The organism is Shewanella sp. SM29 (assembly GCF_025654245.1).
Classification (GTDB): Bacteria; Pseudomonadota; Gammaproteobacteria; order Enterobacterales; family Shewanellaceae; genus Shewanella; species Shewanella oncorhynchi.
Window position 1 is genome coordinate 1 of sequence record NZ_JAKKRN010000018.1, and the last position, 20,245, is coordinate 20,245.

Consider the following 20,245-nt stretch of genomic DNA (forward strand, 5'->3'; position numbering starts at 1 on the left):
GGATGCCAATATTTACTTCAATGCCAGTCAGTGGGCCGACGCAGATAATGCCGATGCAAAGAGCGCTCAAGCAGGAAATCAAGAATCGCTTAGCTTCAGCGCCAATCGTGGCTGGCGTTATATCACGATTGATACTGCCACTGAGTTTAGCGGCGTAACACTGACCTTAAGCACAGGCACGAGTAACACACCCGATCCGGTGCTCATTGCCAACGCCTGCGCGACGCAATCACCTTTAAGTTATGGTGAGCTCAGTGCTGGCAAAGCCATTTGCACCGCCGATGGGCGCAACGATTATTACCTTTGGGTACCAGAGGGAACGAATCAGCTAAGCATCAACTCCGCCCACGGCAGTGGTGATGTTAGCCTGTTTTCGGGGACGACTTGGGCGAATGCTCAACACTTCGATGCAGCCTCTGTGACACCCGCCAACACGCGGGAAAGCATCACAGTCAATGCGCCAAACGTGGGGTGGTATTACATCACAGTGCAAAGTGAACCCCAGAGTTCAGGAGTCGCACTGCTGGTTGATTTACGCTAGTTTGATGACTCGCATTACTTAAATAAGCAGTTTTAGCCATTACGCATAAATCAAGCATTTGAATAAATAACAAAATCCCTGCTTCGGCAGGGATTTTTATTGAAGATAAGCTGAATAAGCGACACTGACGTCATAGAGTCTTTAGCGACAATACGTTATTAGCGCATCCCTTCGAGCACTTGCACTCTCTCCTTGGCCCTTACTGCATAGTCGTTTGAAAACCACTCTGCCATTTCAATGCTCTGCTGATAAAGCGTTAACGCTGCTTTAGCATCGGCCGGTCCACCCTCGCCTTTATCTAATAAGGTTGCGAACTGAAAGTAAGCATTGCCTAGAATATCCGCCTGCAAACCTTGTTTAGCACCCAAGGTTGTCACTTTTTCTAACCAGTATCGCGCGTTAACCGTATCTCGATAGGGTTCCAATAACAGGATATTGGCAAGTTCAGCGGCGGCGTAAAGATCTCGCTCGGCGGCAATGTTCCAAAACTCTTCGCTCTGCTCAAAATCCTCTTTAAAGTAGTAATAGGTTTCGGCAGCATCTCGCGCTAAATCAGGTTGAGCTTTAACGCTTTGGCGATAATTTTCCAATGCCGTTGTAGCATTAAAATAGGGCGAGCAAGATAACACTTGATAAAACGCCATCAGACTTCTTGCCTCAGGCAACCCTTGGTCAACTAGCTGATTTAACTGCTGCCATGCTTGCGTTTCACGGACCTTATCCGCACCTGTATTAACCAAGCCACGCTCGATAACCGATAAAGGTAAACGGATTAACTCAAGCTTTGCCGCGTTATCGCCAAAGCTCGCGGCGCGCTCCAGCCAATAGATCTTTTCATCGGCACGCCCCGCGTAACCCGCTTGATCTCGCATCCAATGCAGCGCCTCAATATCGCCAGCTTCAGCGGCTTCACGGTAATATTTCTGTGCCTTAATTTTATCCTTGGGTAAGGCGTGCCCAAGCTCATAGATACGTGCTAACAATCGTTTATCAGCAGCCTTTGCACTCTGAGCTAAGGTATTGATTTGTGATTCAGGTTTACCATAGGCATACAATTCCACATCACCGTTAGCATAAGTATATTGAGTACCATCGGGATAATTCACTTCAACCGTATCAGGCTGATACCAGACATTGACCTCATACTGCTCGGCAATCTGTGGATTAAAATTCACCCGCATCACAGCCTCATCACCGCGGCGAATCGCTTGAGTATAAGGACTAGCCCATAGGCTAGAAATTTGCTGCAAACTACTTTTCAGCCTAGCCTCGAAGGGTTTGTCTTCCTTAGGAGAATGAATAAATACTGGATAGTAAACTGGCGCTAAAGATAAAGGCGTAGTCGCAAGCAACGAATTATCCGCCTCGCTACCCGCATGAATAGGATCGATATTAAGTTCATGACTTAAATAAAAATCATCGTGGGGTGACACTTGAGTCGGCAACGTCGTTTGGCTAGCAACTTGTGCCGCATTCACAACAGAAGTGCGCTGCAACTTAGCAAGGTATTGTTGTTTAAGTGCTTTAGCCCTTTGCCACAACGGATGGTTCGGCAGTATTGTCACATCGAGCATTAAATCCTCAAGCCGCCACTGACAATCGCCGCCACCATTTAAAGCTAAGGGCAGCGAAAACTCACTCGCTTTGCTACCACTGCTAATCACTTGCCGCAGCACTGAGGTTTCTTCGAATGTCGCGCGGTAAGGATTAGCAATATCACCACTGGGAAAACGGATTTCCTTTCGGGTGCAAACAGATGAAACGTAATAACCGACAAGTTCTAATTGCGTATTAGCAGGTAATACACCGACGAACTCGAAACGCGGACTGTCTACAGGTGCAGTCACTTGATCGACGGGCAACTCACTACGAAATAAAGAATCCCAAAAAGAGGCCATGACGGGAGAGGCAAACATCAATCCAGCCGAGCAAACCAAATATAAAAAAGCCCTATGAAAGCAATGTAACAAACTCATAATGCCAGCTCTCCGTCGCTGATGAGGCAAATCCACTCGCACTTAAACACTCGCTTAAATACAACAAAGATCATTAAGTTATCGACAAAAAATTAAGCCAACGCGTTTAGCCGTTGGCTTAAATCATAACGTATTTACAGGCAAGTTGAACCCATGCCTCTCAGCCTAGGGGCGATAAACCCAGCGCATAAAACTCAACTTAAGCACTTCGCAGTCTAGCAAGCACATCCTTGGCCTTCAATTCAGCCATAGCGACATAGGCCACAGGCACTACAAATAACGAGAAGAAAGTGCCCGCTAACAGACCTCCGACTAAGACTAAACCTATGTTAGCTAACCCTAACGAGCCCGGTCCCGATGCCAAGGCTAAAGGAATCGCACTTAAAATCATGGTTAAAGACGTCATTAGAATCGGTCTTAAACGAGATTTGGCACTGCTTCGCGCCGCCTCAATCGCACTCAAACCTTGGTCTTGTTGCTTATTGGCAAACTCCACCAGCAAGATACCGTGCTTAGTCACTAGCCCCACTAAGGTTAATAAACCAATCTGCGAATAGATATTCACACTCTGGCCAAACAAGGCTAAGGTCAATAACGCACCGACAATACACAAGGGCACTGTCAGTAAGATAATTAAGGGATCGACAAAACTTTCGAACTGCGCAGCCAAAATCAAATAGATAAACACCAATGCCAGCAAGAATAGCGACTGAGTGCCCGCCTGCGAATCCATAAGATCCTTTACCACGCCATTGTATTTAAAGCCTTGGGCATCATTAAGCAATGTCGGTAATTGTTCATCTAAGTAGGTTTTGATTTCATCAGTTGAATAGCCGGGCATAATATCTGCCGTCAATTCAGCGCTATCAAGACCCATAAACGTCTTAATGTTAGATTCCGCCGTGGTCTGTTTAATCGACACAAATTGCGACAATGGCAGTGCTTGCCCAGATTCTGAAGTGACATACAGCTTATTCAACACTTTAAAATCACTCAGTTTGTCTAAGTTTACTTGCACTTGAATAGGATAAGTAAAACCATCGGTAGCATGTAAGTCCGCCGCCTTCACTGAGCCAAGGAAGGTAGAAAGCGCATTAGTGACATCACCATAACTCACACCTGAGAGGATAATGGCGTTGCGATCGATAGACAGATCGTAGCGTAGTTGATCCCTAAGCACTGAGTTACCCACGTTATTCAGGCCAGGATAATCCTCGAGTAACTTTTGCACTTTGGCGGCGGTTTTGCTGAGTTCGTCCTTATTCCGATCTAAGGTCGTCAGCTCTAAACGCAAATTATTGGCAATATTGAGATTATTCGCTGAGCGAATGCTAAACGACATGTTATAGGCAGAAACGTTTTCCTTTGATGTTGTAATCAAATCGCTGATCACATCATCTATACCCTCACTGCGCTCACCCCAAGGTTTGAGTAGCACATGGTTCACTGGCTCTCCCTCGATATAGGACAAGTTAGCCCCTACCGCAGGATGCTCGTCCATCACACCATTAAGCTCAGCATTGTGATTGAGATGATACTGCCGACCGACACCGGTAGGGCCATTAGACGCCACATCGATAAAGCCAGAGTCCTCCGCAGGCAAGAGTATTTTGGGTAATTGCCAGTAAGCAATACCCGCAAGACCCACCAAAACCACAGCCGCGCCAAACATCAAACGCTTGCGGACAAACCACTTATTCAGCTCATTGATATACAAATGATTTAACTGCTGCAGCGCATTCTCGACTCGGCTAAACCATTTAGGGTGTTGCTCAGTGGTATTGATAAGATAAGCGCTCATCATAGGCGACAAAGTTAACGCCACCACGCCAGAGATCATCACGGCCGCTGCTAAGGTAAAGGAGAATTGCCGAAACAGATCGGCGGTTAAGCCCGACATTAATCCGATCGGCAGATACACGGCGGCGAGCGTTAACGTCATCGCAATGATAGGGAAAATGATCTCCTGACAGCCTTTAATCGCCGCATTGAAAGGCGTTTCACCGTTTTCAATATGGCGATAGCAGTTCTCGACCACCACAATGGCATCATCCACCACCAGGCCAATGGCCAAAATAATCGCCAGAATAGTCAACACATTGATACTAAATCCGAGCGCCGACATCACAGCAAACACCCCAATCACGCACACGGGAATGGTAATAATGGGGATCGATGCCGCCCGCAGGCTACCCAAAAATAACACCACAATCAGCGAAACTAAGATCACTGCTTCAATCAACGCAGAAAACCCTTCGTCGATGGAGGCTTCAATAAAATCAGCTTGGTTGTAGGCCAAGTTCATTTCTAAGCCTTGGGGTAAATGTTTTTGCATGCGTGCAATTTCGGCTTTAATGTTCGAAGCCACTGTCACTGGGTTAGCGTTGCTCAGCGGTAAAATCTGCAATGACATTGCACTATGTCCACCGATAGACAACATACTCGGCGACAGACTTTCCTCGCCCATCACCACATCGGCGACATCGGACACGCGGATGATCTTACCCTCGCTGACCTTAATCACCAGATCCTTCACGTCTTCAAGCGTTTCAACTTGATTCAGAGGGTTAATCGAGAAATCCCGCGACTTACCTTTGATCGCACCCGAGGTAAAACTGGCATTGTAAGAGCCTAACGTGCCCACCACATCGGCAGCTTTAATATTCAGCGCTTTCATTTGCTCAGGATTGAGCCAGACTCTGACCGCCTTTTGTGAGCCACCATATGGCCCCCAAACGGCACCAACGCCTTGAACTTGTTTGAGTTGCGGTACTAACTGCTGGCTAATGTAGTCGTACATAGCCTGCTTTTCCATGCCACCCGCGTTCACAAAGGTGATGATATTACTGGCCGAATCCGTGGCCGAGGTATCGTCGGTGACTGTGGGCTTATCTATCATGCTCTGGGGGAAATCGTTAATCCCTTCGACGCTGCTACGCAACTTGTTCATTAAGTTGGTGTATTCAATATCGCTGGTGTCATCATTGAATTTAATCGTTAATGAGCAACGCCCCTCGCTACAGTCGGTCGACATAGTATCGACTTTATCTATGCCCGAAGCCGCAGCAATCAACTTATCGGCCACGTTGCTCGACATAAAATCGGCGCTCGCCCCTGCAATCGACGCATTCACAGATGCCGAGTGGGTGGTATGCTCAGGGAAGTATTGGATATCGAGTTTTTGAAAGGCAATCAAGCCCAGTAACACAGCCATAATACTGAGTACGGAGGCGAAGATAGGATGACGAATACAGACTTCGGGTAAACGCATTATTCAGCCACCTCAATATTTGGAGTAGCGCCTGAATCAGCACCTTTATCAGCGCTTGATGTTGCCGCTTTATCTCCAGTGTTTCTATCCTGCACGACTTTGATCTTGCTATCGGACTTGAGGTTTTGCATACCCGTTTTAACGACTAAATCGCCTTCGGCTAAACCTTCAGTCACGACGGCATAACCGTCATTTGTATTTTGAGCGAGTTTAACTACTTGTTTTACTACGCTATCGCCCTGCACTAGCCAGACAAAACGTTCATCGTTATTGGCAATAATCGAATTTTGCGGCACTAATAGACGTTTAATCCCTAGACTATAGAACTGCTTGATGTTGGCGAACATGCCAGGAGCAAGCTTAAACTCAGGGTTTTCAAGGGCGGCATGCACTTCAACCCGTCCTGAGCTTTCATCTACCGCTGGGGCAACATAGTTAACTAACCCTTTGAATACCTTATTACCATAGGCCTCAACAGTCACATTCACCTTTTGGCCCTTTTGCGCCTTGCCTAAATCCTTCTGACTGATGGCATAACGCACTTCGACCGGATTTAAACTATAGAGGGTGACTAAGGCCGTACCAGCACCAATTTGACTGCCGATAGACTGACTAAAGCTGGTCAACTGACCATCGAAGGGAGCCTTGATCAGGTAATCGTTCATGGTGGCTTGTTTCTGGCGAAAATCTGCATCGGCCAGATTCACATTTTCCCGTAGCTCATCCACATCTTGCTTAGCAAGCGCAAAGGGTTCTTTAATCAGTAAGTCTTCGATACGCTCCAGCTTAGTTTTAGCCAGTGCTAAGGTGCTCTTGGCTTTGTCTAAATCAGCCTTGGCTTTAATGTTGTCCTGCTCGGCAATCACTTGACCTTTAGTCACTTTGTCGCCGTTACTAAAATGAATCGCGCTAATTTTTTCGCTAGCATTAAAGTTCAGTGTGGCTGAATCGATAGCGTTGATTTTACCGACTTCATTCACTACATCGGCAAAGGACGTTTCTTTAACGGCCTCGACCGTCACAGGGATAATGTCAACCTTGTCCGCCGACATCACGGCCATAGGGGCTAAAGCGAAAACACTCGCCAGTAGAAACGGCAAAGGCGCGAATAAGGGCGCCTTTGGGAGATGATGGGGATGGCTTTTTAATGACATATCGCATGCACTGCGTGCTCGTTCAGTTACTCTTTGTATAAACAGCGTTCGTGTAAACATAGTATGCAAACCTATCGTTCTTACTATTCAACGGACATCCTATCCGACAACAGCAAACCGGATTGAACCCAAAACTAATACCAAGTCCCCCCAAAGTGCCTGTTTCAGCAATTTGAGGTTATTTGGGTATACAGCCTATAGGCTTAATCCCAGTCAGTGCCAGTAAAAACTCGGTTACACAACCAAACAAAACAATAACTTAACGATAAACTTAATAGTGAGCACTTAAATCACACAAACAACCATAAAATACAGCAAACTTGAAACAAGTGTAGAGCCAGCCTATTAGCAAGCCACTATTTACCTTTTAATAGGGCTCCGATGGCCTTTTTCACGTCTGCAAAACAGGGGCGCTGAGCCACATCTAACTGCATGCACTCGTCTTTAATCGCACTCAACTGTGTGTAGTACAGAGGGCCAATCGAGGCACTCACATAGGCCGATGCATCCACATAGGCCAACAGATCTTCAATCAAGCAACCGAGCGCCCGCACTTCAATAGCTTCTATCGCTAAGCGTTCTGCTGTCGATAGATTGCGTAAGTTTGATGCCGCACCAAAATCCCCAAACAATAAGCTCATCTGTTGATTAACCATAATATTATGGGCGTAGACATCACCATGGCTTACTTGTTTAGCATGCATGTGCGCCATCGCATCGGCCAACTGGTGTGTGATTTTGGCGACTTCATCAAGGCGAAATTCGCTACCGTCTTTAAAGGTATCGCGAGTGCAGGTGACAAGACTTGGTGGTAACCCTAAGTTACTAAACCCTGGTGGAATAAGTTCCATCACTAAACCCAATTGATCTTTTTGGCTAATGTGCGCCACGACCTTAATAAGGCAGGGATGATCACCCGTTGTGAGACAGCAATCTAACTCGTCAGCAGGATAACCATCGCTCGTCACTTCACCCTTAAAGAGTTTTACCGCAATCTGCGCCGCCCCCGTCGCGGCTATCATGGCTTGATTCAACCAATCGCCTCGATAAATGACCCCAGAAGCCCCTTCGCCAAGCTTTTCAGCCAACTTGATATCACCCAGAGTCACATTCGCCACTGTGGCCACATCGGCGTGGGGATCGACTAAGGTATGGCTGAATGGATTTCCCGCAAAGGCGAGCCAAGTCAGTTTGGGCAAACTGAGTAACCAAGCTGGCAGTGCGTGGAGTTGATTGGCCGATAAACGCACTAACTCTAAGTTGCGGCAATTGGCCATCGACTCGGGCAAGGTTGTTAAACGGTTACCCGCTAAAGCTAATTTTTGCAGACGATGTAAATCGCCCATGGCCGCAGGCAATGTCTCAATGAGGTTATCGGTTAGGATGAGCCAGCGGGTTTGCAGCGGTAATGCCGCAGCAGTCACTGTTTTGATTTGATTGGCCCTAAAGCCAATCATCTCTAAATTTGTGCAGCGCCCTAATGCCTCAGGCAAATGTTCAAAGCGATTATTCGAGGCGAAAATTATCTTTAAATGCGATAAGCGGTGTAAATCCTCGGGCAAAGTGCTCAGTTGATTATTCGATAAATCGAGGATTTCGAGGGTATCGGCTAAATCAAAAATCTCCCGCGGGAACTCGGTTAAATCCTCAACCAATTGTAAACGTGTAATCCCTTGTAACTGCCCTGCCCTTAACTGCGCTAACGTCTGCACTTTGCTACCCAAGTTAATGAAAAAATCGCGGCTATGGTAGCGTATAAATCGACAAAGCTAAACGCAGGATCTGCAATCAAAGGGCGGCACAATCGGCCTTAAGACAACTTTGATACGATAGGTAAAACTTGGGGGAGCTATCCAGAAACTCGAAAACAGATTAGCATGTGCACCAATATGGAATGCCCAGTCAACTCATCACAGGACAATCATGCGGACACATTTTCGCCAAACGCACTCTTTTACAGTGCTTATGCTTGCCATGCTAATAGCCCTACTGAGCGGTTGCGCTACAACATCAGCAAGCCCATCAACCACTGAATTCAATGCCACAGCAAGTGATGTCAGTAACGATAACGACCACTCGCCACAACAGCATCAAACGCCACCCGCAGTGGTTGAGCAGTACAGCGACGTGTGGGAAAAGATCCAACACGCCAATACCATTGACGTCCATGATGATGCCGAACTACGTAAACAGCGTAACTTTTTCGATGATAAACAAAAATTTATGAATCAGGTTGGCGATCGCGCCGAGCCATTTTTATATTACATAGTCAGCCAGCTCGAAGCGCGTAACATGCCATTAGAATTGGCGTTATTGCCCATAGTCGAAAGTGGCTATAACCCTTTAGCACAAGCTAACGGCCCCGCAGGACTGTGGCAAATGATCCCTGCTACTGGACGTAATTTTGGCTTAACGGTGAATTCTGCCTACGATGGCCGTAAAGATGCGCTGGCCTCAACCGATGCAGTGCTCGACTATCTACAGCACCTATACGACACCTTAGACAAAGACTGGATCAACGCCGTCGCCGCCTACAATACCGGTGAGCTAGTGATCAAAGCCGCCATTGATAAAAACAAAGCCAAGGGCAAACCTACGGACTTTTGGTCACTGGGTATCCCCGCTAAGCGAGTACAAACAGTCCCTAAGTGGCTGGCATTTATTCAGATTATTCGAAATCCCAACCACTACGGTTTAAAAGTCCCCCCTATTGCTAACCGCCCTTTCTTGGAAAGAGTGCCAGCACCTAATGGCGTAGATATTGGCCAGATTGCTAATGCAGCAGGGCTCAGCAAAGCAGAATTTAAAACCTATAACCCAGGCTTTCGCCAAGGTGTAATCCCCAGCAAAGGCAAATATCAAATCGCCTTACCGCTGGAAAACATAGGTCATTATCAGGAAAATCAAGACAAGCTATACGCTCAAAAACGCTATGACAGCCAAAGCTATATCGTCAAATCTGGTGATAGCCTAGGCACAATCGCAGCCAAGTTTGATATGTCAGTGAAAGCATTAAAACAGGCCAACAATCTGACATCGGACCGCCTAAAAATCGGCCAAGAGCTCACACTGTTAACGCCAATGGCGGGCAATGATAATGAGCCTGAACCCACTAAAACTAAGGCGAAGGCCGATAAGAAAGCCAGCAGTAAGCCATCAAGCAAGGCGAATAGCACTGCCACCGACTCAACATCGGCCGATAAACCGGCAACGAAAGCGGCCACGTACAAGGTAAAATCCGGCGATTCGCTGGATAAAATCGCCCGTAAGAATAAGGTTAAACTGGCTGACTTAATGAAGTGGAACCAGCTCAATGGCAAAAGCATTATTAAGCCAGGCCAAGAACTGAAAATTTCCGAATAACGATTGTAGTTTGAACGGCAAAAAGCCCAACAAAGCGCGGTTCCAAAGCGCTGTGTTGGGCTTGTTTCTATCCCAATATCAGAGTTAACCGCCACAGCTCAGCGTTACTACTCAGTTGACCTAACCAATACTCCCGGACAATCATTCCAAAACAAACCATTCTAATTGCACGCCATTATTTTGTGTCTTTCTTCGCTAAACCAAGGGGATACAATTGCTGCTTAAACATGCCAACAGGCATGTAATCGCCCACGACACCATATTGCTCTGGCCACTCTTTCTGACCTCGAACTGCAGTCCCAAATAGGTAATCTAAAAAAGAAAAATGGGCAGCATAGTTACGGTCGATTGCCGCCTTATCGGAAGCATGGTGCCAATGGTGGAATTGCGGACTGACAATTAAGTAACGTAGCCAGCCAAAGTTAACCTGCACATTGGCATGATTAAAGACCGCCTGCACGCCAACGATAATCACATAAATACTGATGATGTCTTTGGAGAATCCTAAGATAAAAATCGGCGTGAGCACTAAACAACGGGTAGCAATCAACTCAAACATATGTTGCCTTGAACCAGCCAACCAATCTAAATGTTTCGCGCTATGGTGCACCGAATGGAAGCGCCACAGGAAAGGGATCTCATGGTAAGCACGGTGCGCCGCATATTGCATTAAATCGGCGACCAATAAAATCAACAACAGTTGCAACACAAAGGGAAGACCCGCGATAAAGCTTTGCACTGTGCTGGAAATAGCCCAAGAAAAGGTCGACTGCACAAATTGGTTTGCCACCAATAATACAAATCCAATCGCTAAGTGATTCACCAAAAAATGGTTTAAATCCCCTTGCCACTCGGGTCTCAATATTGCTTGTTCTGGTTTATGGGGTAGCCATTTCTCGATAAAAATGAAAATTAAGGTTGAGCCTAATAAGTCTAAAATAAACCAATCTAAACCCAGTGAGACCTTATGATTAGCAAAAGGCTCGACCTCAACTTGATGACCACCAAAGGCAATCGCTAAGCTCACAAATACCCAAGCCACAAAGCCGAAACGCTTATTTTTATTTCGAATAAAATTCAATAAACCTAAACTGCCCGATACCACTAAGGCGACAAATATTAAGCTGCGAATAACATCGACATTATAGCTTTGGCGTAATTCTGGAGTGGTGAGATATTCGGGAAAATGAAACGCCAATACACCCAGAAACGATAATATCGCTAACATACACGCTATAGTACCGCTAATACTGCCTTCACCAATTTGGAAATGACCGTCTTTAAATCCTTTATTCATCACAGTGAACTCCTTTTCCTATATTGCTCGCGTTATTCATACCACAGCTTATTCACACCACAGCAATGCTCGGCTTAATTTTTGCCGATCAGCCTACATTAACCCCGCAGCCACAATCAATAAAAAGTGAATGCTAAGACAATAATGCTCAATCTACTAAGCCCACTAAAACGAGCACACAAAAACAGCCCAAAAAAAGCGCTACCTAAGTAGCGCTGTTTTATTAGAGCCGTTCACTCACCTTAGCGGTTAGATCTTAATCAAGTTATAACCAAAGCTAGTAGAAGGATCTTTATTCAGCACCATAGTCACATTGTCTTCATTGCTGAAATCCATTAAATCGGATGCATAGACAACGGTTTTAGTACCGTTTTCCACAGCGATAACTTTAATAGAATATTCGCCAGCTGGCACAGTCACTGACTGAGGGCTCGCAGGATTGACCGCGGTGATCTTATTTACAGCCGTTTCAATCGTGTCATTTGCCTTTAAGAAATACACGGTTAGATTGCTTTTATCGGCAAAACTCACAATGTCGAACTTAAAGCTATAGGGACTTGGCGTCTTAGTTTGCTTCATCTCCATCGCCTTCACTTGGCTGCCCTGCTCGGTCGTTTGCTCATAGATGAAGATGGTTTTAATCTCATCTTGGTTCAGGGTGATAAGCACATTATCGAGCAATTTATTTTGCGTACCGTGGTCGAACACACTCACACCAAAATCATTAAACTCAGCACCTTGATAGCTAGTCACCCCAAAAGATGGCACTTCGCTAAACAGAGTATCTTGCTTACTGCTGGCCACTTTCACATCGATAATGTGCGAACCTAAACCGTTAAAGACGCGATAATCGACACTCGCTTCTAATGCTACATGATTGCGAACATTGGTGGTTGAATCGACACTGTCCAAGGTGATTTTTGAATCCGAAGCACCAAAACCTTCACGGATGATCAGCTTATAAGGCACCTTAGAACTGAATTTAATGTTCGCAGTTGTATAAGAAACATTGGTTGTTCCCGCTGGTGCGAGGTAAACCTTATATTCACCCGTATCCATCACTTGCGGCTGCGACACTTCACCGTAGGCCACACTGCCTAACATCACGGCATCGGCAAAGGTTTGGGTCGACTTAGAAACATAAGCGTCAAAGGCTTGGGCATGAACTGCAGTATTGGCAATCAAGAGCTGCATTTTACTGTTTTCAGCCACTTCGTTGAGCTTATCGAGTTCAGTGCGAGAATAGTTGATATTAAGTAATTTAGGTTCGGCAAAATCACCATGTAATACAAAGAAATGGTCCGTTGCAACTTTCAAATCGATATTTTCTTTATAAATAGAGATATCTTTATCAGAGGCATCCTTAGCCATCACTTCAATCGCAGTCACGCCAGCCGTCGACGTAAATCGCGGCATAGTGTCCCCATAGATCACACTTTCATAGGTTTTATCGGCAACTTTGAGTGCAGTAGCAGTGCTTCCAGCTGAAGCATTATAGAATTGCACATAGGTGGCATTTTGATCTGTGCCCTCTTCATTATTATCATCTGAGCCACATGCCGTTACCGCTAAACAGGCAACAGCCACCGCAGCGAATCCCTTTAGCTTACTTTTTATCATTGTTTCCCTCATTAGCAGACAAAAATTCAGTTCAATCTACGCAGTTATACAATGACAACAATGGCAATTTCCACTAAAAACAAAAACAAATATTTTACAAACTCAAACACTTAACAAACATTTCAATAACACACTAAAAAGTGATACAAACCACACTTTTCAGGCCCTTAATTGATACAAATGCGGCTGCTGATACTTTTGCTCGCCTCTCAAAAATTCTGCTCCAGTGGAAAATGACTGTTCTATCGAACACCTCTCTTTTAGGCTTAAAGCGACTATGGATAAACTATCCTCAGACGGTACAAACCTTGTTCGACTAATGCGATTAGGTTACTCTCGCATCGCCAATTAAGCCTTTGGGATGGATAGGATTTGCAAGGGATTCTCAACTACTACAAACAATGTTTTCAACACGATAGTGCCGAAATCAATCTCTGGTCAAGCCACAAGCTTGCCGAGCAAGATCAGCTATTACTCCAACATGAAGACGAGTTAAGCAGTGGCTTCCTACCCCGCTTGCCTGTGCCATTTGCTCCCGCCAGTGCATTACTAGCACGTAGCACTTTGTATTTACGTGAAAAGGTATTATTGCACTGCTGTCTGTTTTTCTGCGGCGCAGTCGACCTTAATGGCGAAAAACGTAAAGTCGTGACACCACTCCTTTATCGCGAATGCCAATTACAGGCTGACGGCGATAATCTCTACCTAGAGAGTAATAACACTCTAGCTGGCAGCGGACCATTCACTATCAATGAAGCTCTATTAGAAAAATTAGTCGTTGAAGGACATAGCCTAAGCCAAGATTTACGCGATAATCCAACGGATGTCAGTGGCTGGATATCTTGGCTGCGGGCAGGCCAAGCCGATGTTGATACCAGTCATTTATTGCATTTTCCCAAGCTGATCGATGAGGCTGAATTTACTAGCTTATGCCGTAAACGTGGGCAGTTTCTTGTCAGTCGAAGCCAAATCATTTTGGCAGAACGTTCGATCGCAAGTCGGGGCATTTTGCACGAACTCGACAAACTAATGACAGCGCCTGAACCATCAGCACCGCTTAAAGCGCTATTCGCAGAAACACAACAAACAACATCAATCAGCGCCAGTGAAGACACACAAGAGGCTTATCTTCCTGGGCTGTTAAGCCGCGCGCAAATTCAGGCCTTAAAGATTGCGGCCAATCATACTTTGGGGCAGATCTCAGGCCCACCAGGAACAGGTAAGAGTTACACCATAGCCACAGTGGCAGCAGAGCAGGTATTAAGGGGTAAATCTGTCCTCATCGTCGCCCACACTGATGTTGCTGTTGATGTGATTGCCGATAAGTTACAGCAACAATTCCAGCTAGGGAGCAGCCTTATTCGAGCAGGCTCGCCGCAGTTTATAAAAGTCCTTAAAAACCAGATTGATGAAATGCTCCATGGTCAGCACCCAGCATCTGATGAAGCCGTCTCGGATAGGTTGCTACTCAATGCAAAACAGCAACTTAATACTGTGACTCGTCAGCAAGTCAAGATGGAAGCGGGCTTTATACGTCATTGCCGCCATGCCATACGTCGCGGCCAAAAACTGGCGACCTTACAACAAGGACAATCCCGTTGGCGCTTAGGATTTTATAATTGTGCTTACCGTGCAGGTATCAAAAGGTTTGCCCAGCAATGGAATGAACTCGATAAATTAACGGCCCTCATCGCGCAAAAAGAAGACTTAAGCCTCAAATACTTACAATTGGCAACTCACTATCGATTAAACCAATTACTCAAACATAAGCGCAGTACGCTGGTGAGTTTTGCCAGTGCGTTACGCGCTCGCCAGTCCGCTAAGCAACTCGACGGCTTCTACAAGACGGATTTTGATGCCTTAAAACAAACCTTTCCCATTTGGTTATCTAGCCTTGCCAGCTTGCATAAAGTGCTGCCCATGGAGCAGCAAATGTTTGACTTAGTGATTATTGATGAAGCCACTCAAGCCAATATTGCCGCATGTTTACCGGCCTTGCAGCGAGCAAAGGCGGCACTGGTGGTGGGAGATAGCAAACAACTGCGACATTTCTCGTTTTTATCCCGCGCAAAACAAACTCAAATCCAGACCCAACTCGGACTCGCGCAGGATTGCCGCGGCCTAATGAGCTACCGTGATGCCAGTATGCTCGACTTAGCGTCACAATCCCTCGCAAGCCAATCCCAAGTGGTATTTTTAAATGAGCATTTTCGGAGTAAACCTGAGCTGATCCAATTTAGTAATCAGCAGTTTTATCAAGGCATGCTGAAGATTATGCAGCACAGACCTTGCACAAGTTCAGGGCACTTACACAGAGTCCACGTTACCGGCAGCCGTGATAGTAAGGGAATTAACGCCATAGAAGCGGAGGCATTAATTCAAAAGTTAGCTCAACTGATTGATGAACAAGAAAATGTATTAGTGCCTTCCAGCATTGGTGTACTCTCCTGTTTTCGCAATCAGACGGAGTATTTATCCCAGCAAATCCTTGCGCGCTTTAGCGCACAACAACTCGAGCGTCACCAATTACGGATTGCCACGCCCTTTGGTTTTCAAGGGGAAGAGCGCGATATTATGCTGCTGTCGTTTAGCATTACGGCCAACGACAGCCGCGCCGCCGTGTATTTAAATCGCGAAGATATGTTCAATGTCGCCATCACCCGCGCTAAACAGATACAGTGGCTATTTTTATCGGTACAAGCGCATGAACTCCCCAACAATAATTTACTGGCAACTTACTTAGCATCGGCGGGTCAATTTCAAGCGGCACACAATTATGTCGATTCCCTCGATACCTTCGGCCAGTCTGTGGCACTCGCGATTGAAGAAAAAGGCATAACTGTCTGGCGAGCCTACCATATGGCGGGGCTAGAACTGGATATTTTATGTCGCTATGGTAACCAATATTTAGCAATAGATTTAATCGGTTACCCAGGACCTTGGGCGGACTTTTTCGATATTGAACTGTATAAACTCTTACAGCGCGCGGGCATTAAACTGATCCCCGTCAGCTACGGGCTATGGTGCCAACAACGAGAACTTTGTATCCAACATATTTGTCAGCAATTGGGTATTACCCAAACAAGTTAATGCAGTAAATAACAGCCTTAATCATGCTGTTGATAAATCGCTTTTATCTTGCTTCGCAACCAAGTGATTTTGGGGTTATGGCTGTTTCTCTTATGCCAAATCAAGGTAAAAGGAATGGCGAGTTTATTAAGATATTCGCCACTTATCGGGATCGGGCGAGTGACTAAGTCAGGGTGTAATTGGCGGGCATATTGCTCACAATATTGCGGCGCTATTGCCATCATGCTGTGGTGAGGCTCTGCCGCGACAAACAGTGACTGCTCAAAACTGGCCAAGGTCAGCACAATATTGCGACTTAACCCAAGCTCAATAAGCACATCATCCAAGGCCCAGGTTTCGCTCTTTTCCCACAAGATATTGATATGCGGATATTTAAGAAAAGTGTCTATGCTCCACTCTTCCTGTAAGGCGGGATGATCGCAGTGCAAATACACCTGGGGAAGATCGGTAAATAAAAACTGCACAATAGATATCGAAACATATACCTCACCCCATTAGCCATCTCACACATAAGTTGCGCCTAGCCTAGTTTCACTCGCGCAGATCTGTGAGTGGCATTTTCGACAACAGGTATTTCCATTGACGACCTATGGGAGGGCATAACACCACGAACGTGAAAGAAAAGTTGGTAACAGAAGATAGGGAAAGAAAGAGGTAGAAAAATATCCCCTGCGGTTTGCGACCACAGGGGATATGTCGGTGAATGATCAGTCTACTATTCTATGAGCCCAACACTCATTGCTGAGGTTCTGGCGGTGCAGGAAGGACTTGGATCATTAAACTGCTATCGTCTTGCAAATATTGCTGCGCCAATTTATTAAGTTCTGCAACTGTCATCTGCTGCGCTAACGCTTGCCTTTGTTTAAAGGCAGCAAAACGACCGGGATGACTCTGGGCAGTTGAGGTGAGATCTAACCAAAAACCATTGGTTTGCGGCGCAGCTTGCATCCACTCAAGCACAGGTTGGCGGGCTCGATTAAGTAAGTCCTCACTGATCCCCAAAGGCGCTTTAACTTGCTTAACTGCGGCGGTGAAATACTCGGCAACCGTTGGCAACATGGCTTGAGTCGTCACGCTAAACAAACCTAAGTAACCATAACCGCTGGCATTGAAATCGTTGTAAGAAAAGGCCGATGGCGAATAACTCGCACCCGCTTTCTCCCTCACGTTTTCCGTTAATAGAATGCTTAGCACTTGCTCCAGCAGACCCAATCCCGCGTGTTGACTCAAGTGAGTCATATCCGTTGTAGGCCACACCATGGCAAGTGCCGCCATATCCAGTTGACCATAATGCGTTAATGTTTTCTGAACGGGCACTTTCGGAAACACAGGTACTATCGACTGAGCATTAGCAATAGGGCTACGCTTAATGGCGCCAAGCGTTTCAGCCACAGCAGTAATGGCACTCGCTTCGTCAAAATCGCCCACAATAGCGAGTTCAATCGCCCCTTGCTCGACGGCCGAATGGAAACTCGGCGCTAATTCTCCAAAGTGACGTTTGAGAATTTCTTCAGGCTCACCATAACCATAGCGTTTATCACCATTATGGGAGATACGGGCAAACTGATTAGAAAACTCAGATTGTGGGTTGCTATGAATACTTTGTTGCTCGGCAATCACTTGTTCACGAAACAATTGCTCAGCCTGCTTATCCATACCTGGCTCAATTAAATAAGCCGTCATTAAGCCAAGCTGCGTGCGTAGCTCTGCGGCATTAGTGCTAATCTCGCCGCCAAAACTTTGCTCACGCAGGCCTAAGTTGATGGAAATATCTTGCCCAGCAAAAATATCCTGCAGACTGTCATAATCATGGGCCTTGAGCCCACCCTGCACAAACGCACTGTTAAACAGATAAGACAAACCATCCAACTCAGGGAATGGCACTTCACCAAAGCCAATGTTTAGGCTGACCAATGTGGTGCCTTTGTTAAAGTTGGTAGGCTTAAGATTAAGCCGCACGCCATTGGCAAATTGCAGTTGGCGAATCCCCGTTTCCTTATCGCGACTGTCAGCCACTAACTTGCCTTGCTCACCAAACTGAGTATAAGCAAACTCATCAATCGCCTTGATTGCTGGTGCGCTCACCGCTTGTTTACGGCTTTTCTCGTAGCTGGCGATAAGCTGTTTTTCAGCATTTTCAATGGGCTTATTGCTGGTCAGATACAAATACGGCGTAGCGTTCCACGTTTGATTAAACACTTGGCTTAGCTTTTGCGGTGTCACTGTTGGCATTATTTTTTCAAAAAATGCGAGCTGCCAATCAGGTTCGACAGGGACGCGATTGCCCGCCACCGAATACACTAGACTCTCGGCAATATTCACACTGTGAATAGTACTGCTCCCCGCGACACTTAGCTGATATCCCTTATGCATACGTTTGATTTGCTGGTCAATTTCCTGCTGGCTAAAACCAAACTCTTTTGCTTGACGCAGGGTTTTCTCCAAGAGTGCGATTCCCTCTTGCCAGTTATTTTCCTGCGTACCTAGGCTCATTTGTGTGCCATAGGCAATATCAAACTGCGGTCCAACCTGCAGGTTTACACCATATAAACCTTGGCTATGCAGTAATTGCGACTCCATACGGCGATACAAGATGCCGTGGGCAAGCTCGAGCAACATTTCCTGCTCCCGCACAGCAGGGCTATCGGTAATCGCTGAGATGGGTTTTAGCATGCCAAGGGAAACTGACGTTGACAGACTTGGATCAAAAAATGCCGCCGCATCGACACTTTGGCGCTCTGCGACAGTACCAATAGCTTGTTCCTTGGTTTTAGCGGCCAAAGGCGCGGCTTTCCAACTGGCAAACTGTTGTTTTATCTTTTGTTCTACCGCGGCGACCTCGATATCACCCACGACAATTAAAGTGGTGCGTGAGGGCGTATAAAAACGCTGATATAAAGACAGCAACGCCTCGCGATTGGCATTACTGATACTGTTCGCCTCCCCCACGGGGAAGCGCTTTGACAGCAATGTGTTTGGCATTAAAAACTGTAATTGGTTACGGTAATTCTCAAGATCCGCACCGCTACGTTCACGCAGCTCAGACAACACCACCGCTTTTTCACGTTCAATTAGCGCTGGGTCGAGTAATAGATTACTGCCAATTTCTCTCATTAAAAACAAAGCAGTATCGATTTTATCTTGGCTATTACTTGGCAAGTTGAATTGATAGACCGTCTGCTGAAACTCAGTCACAGCATTGGTATCGGCGCCAAAACTCAGGCCAAGGCGCTGCAATGTCGGCATCATCTCCCCCGCCGCCAATCCGGTCGAGCCATTAAAAGCCATGTGCTCAAGAAAGTGCACTAATCCTTGCTCGGTATCAGACTCGACCAAAGAGCCTACATCCACCCGCATCCGCACTATGACCGCCTGCTCCGGCGTCTTATTGCTCACCAATAAATAACGCATACCATTGGCAAGTTCACCAGTATGGACCCGCTCACTCATAGGCAAGCCTGTCGTTCCCATCCACAGCGGATCTTCACTCGCCTGCAGTGGCAACGCCATACTCAAAAGCGCCAGTAGTAACCACTGACGCACAAAACTAATTACCTTGAAATTGTTCATTAAAATTCGCACTTTGCCCCCAAAATCAAACAAGAAACCTAGGAAGCGCTCACCTATGTTTCAGATAAAATAAGCTTTCACTATAGTACCTAAAGCACTTTAAGTCACAAAATCAATACCTTATGCCGTACTAAAAATAGTTTATCGCCTTGATATATAGTCAGAATATGCCGAAAAATAATGAGCGAGGAAGGAAGCTGAAACAGCTGTGGATTTAATGGTTACTGTGGAATGGTATGCATATATTAGTGAGATATTGAGTGCTTAATTAGCCAAGCCCTTTCTTAAATCTAATTACAGAGCAATATCTTGATTGAAAATCTGAGTTGAACCCTCACAATTTTGGCTTTAAAAATCACAACA

The 20,245-nt window shown here is 46.0% G+C and carries 11 protein-coding genes; 3 read left to right on the forward strand and 8 right to left on the reverse strand.

From position 1 onward, the window contains the following. Positions 1–541 (forward strand): PPC domain-containing protein (locus L5L77_RS13490; RefSeq protein ID WP_263222913.1); only part of this gene is annotated, 541 nt, incomplete at its 5' end. A gap of 158 nt (positions 542–699) precedes the next feature. Here L5L77_RS13490 and L5L77_RS13495 read toward each other — a convergent pair. The 4 genes from L5L77_RS13495 to L5L77_RS13510 form a co-directional block, all read right to left on the reverse strand. Beyond that, positions 700–2,517 carry a sel1 repeat family protein gene (locus L5L77_RS13495; protein ID WP_317629708.1) on the reverse strand — a complete coding sequence of 606 codons (1,818 nt, stop codon included), beginning with the start codon at positions 2,515–2,517 and terminating at the stop codon, positions 700–702. A gap of 199 nt (positions 2,518–2,716) precedes the next feature. Beyond that, positions 2,717–5,788, reverse strand: coding sequence for an efflux RND transporter permease subunit (locus L5L77_RS13500; RefSeq protein ID WP_263222916.1), 3,072 nt, complete (start codon positions 5,786–5,788; stop codon positions 2,717–2,719). Further along, complete coding sequence (locus L5L77_RS13505) at positions 5,788–7,002, reverse strand: efflux RND transporter periplasmic adaptor subunit (protein WP_317629709.1); 1,215 nt, start codon at positions 7,000–7,002, stop codon at positions 5,788–5,790. Before L5L77_RS13505 ends, L5L77_RS13500 begins: the two co-directional genes overlap by 1 nt. Positions 7,003–7,298: 296 nt before the next feature. Beyond that, the gene (locus tag L5L77_RS13510; protein WP_263222918.1) at positions 7,299–8,654 is read right to left on the reverse strand and encodes a leucine-rich repeat-containing protein kinase family protein; all 1,356 of its coding nucleotides are present in this window, start codon (positions 8,652–8,654) and stop codon (positions 7,299–7,301) included. A 211-nt stretch (positions 8,655–8,865) separates the two neighbouring features. Between L5L77_RS13510 and L5L77_RS13515 the strand changes: the two genes are divergently transcribed. Further along, positions 8,866–10,305, forward strand: coding sequence for a LysM peptidoglycan-binding domain-containing protein (locus L5L77_RS13515; RefSeq protein WP_263222919.1), 1,440 nt, complete (start codon positions 8,866–8,868; stop codon positions 10,303–10,305). 175 nt (positions 10,306–10,480) lie between these two features. Here the strand turns inward: L5L77_RS13515 and L5L77_RS13520 are convergent, their stop codons facing one another. Further along, positions 10,481–11,602 carry a sterol desaturase family protein gene (locus L5L77_RS13520; protein WP_263181805.1) on the reverse strand — a complete coding sequence of 374 codons (1,122 nt, stop codon included), beginning with the start codon at positions 11,600–11,602 and terminating at the stop codon, positions 10,481–10,483. A gap of 249 nt (positions 11,603–11,851) precedes the next feature. Then, a complete protein-coding gene (locus L5L77_RS13525) occupies positions 11,852–13,222 on the reverse strand; it encodes a DUF4397 domain-containing protein (RefSeq protein ID WP_263209443.1) in 1,371 nt (456 codons plus the stop codon). Positions 13,223–13,594: 372 nt separating this feature from the next. Here L5L77_RS13525 and L5L77_RS13530 point away from each other — a divergent pair, with 372 nt between their 5' ends. After that, positions 13,595–16,312, forward strand: a complete 2,718-nt coding sequence (locus L5L77_RS13530) for a DEAD/DEAH box helicase (RefSeq protein WP_263222920.1) — start codon at positions 13,595–13,597, stop codon at positions 16,310–16,312. Between the two features lie 17 nt (positions 16,313–16,329). On the opposite strand, the gene L5L77_RS13535 is transcribed toward L5L77_RS13530, so the two are convergent. Both L5L77_RS13535 and L5L77_RS13540 read right to left on the reverse strand, forming a co-directional pair. Beyond that, the gene (locus L5L77_RS13535; protein WP_263222921.1) at positions 16,330–16,776 is read right to left on the reverse strand and encodes a LysR family transcriptional regulator; all 447 of its coding nucleotides are present in this window, start codon (positions 16,774–16,776) and stop codon (positions 16,330–16,332) included. A 271-nt stretch (positions 16,777–17,047) separates the two neighbouring features. Next, positions 17,048–19,855 carry a M16 family metallopeptidase gene (locus L5L77_RS13540; RefSeq protein WP_263222922.1) on the reverse strand — a complete coding sequence of 936 codons (2,808 nt, stop codon included), beginning with the start codon at positions 19,853–19,855 and terminating at the stop codon, positions 17,048–17,050. Positions 19,856–20,245 lie beyond the last annotated feature (390 nt).

Coding starts and splice junctions, on each gene's coding strand:
- L5L77_RS13505 (WP_317629709.1), bottom strand. CDS start 7,002: ATGTTTACACGAACGCTGTTTATACAAAGAGTAACTGAACGAGCACGC.
- L5L77_RS13520 (WP_263181805.1), bottom strand. CDS start 11,602: ATGAATAAAGGATTTAAAGACGGTCATTTCCAAATTGGTGAAGGCAGT.
- L5L77_RS13495 (WP_317629708.1), bottom strand. CDS start 2,517: ATGAGTTTGTTACATTGCTTTCATAGGGCTTTTTTATATTTGGTTTGC.
- L5L77_RS13515 (WP_263222919.1), top strand. CDS start 8,866: ATGCGGACACATTTTCGCCAAACGCACTCTTTTACAGTGCTTATGCTT.
- L5L77_RS13525 (WP_263209443.1), bottom strand. CDS start 13,222: ATGATAAAAAGTAAGCTAAAGGGATTCGCTGCGGTGGCTGTTGCCTGT.
- L5L77_RS13500 (WP_263222916.1), bottom strand. CDS start 5,788: ATGCGTTTACCCGAAGTCTGTATTCGTCATCCTATCTTCGCCTCCGTA.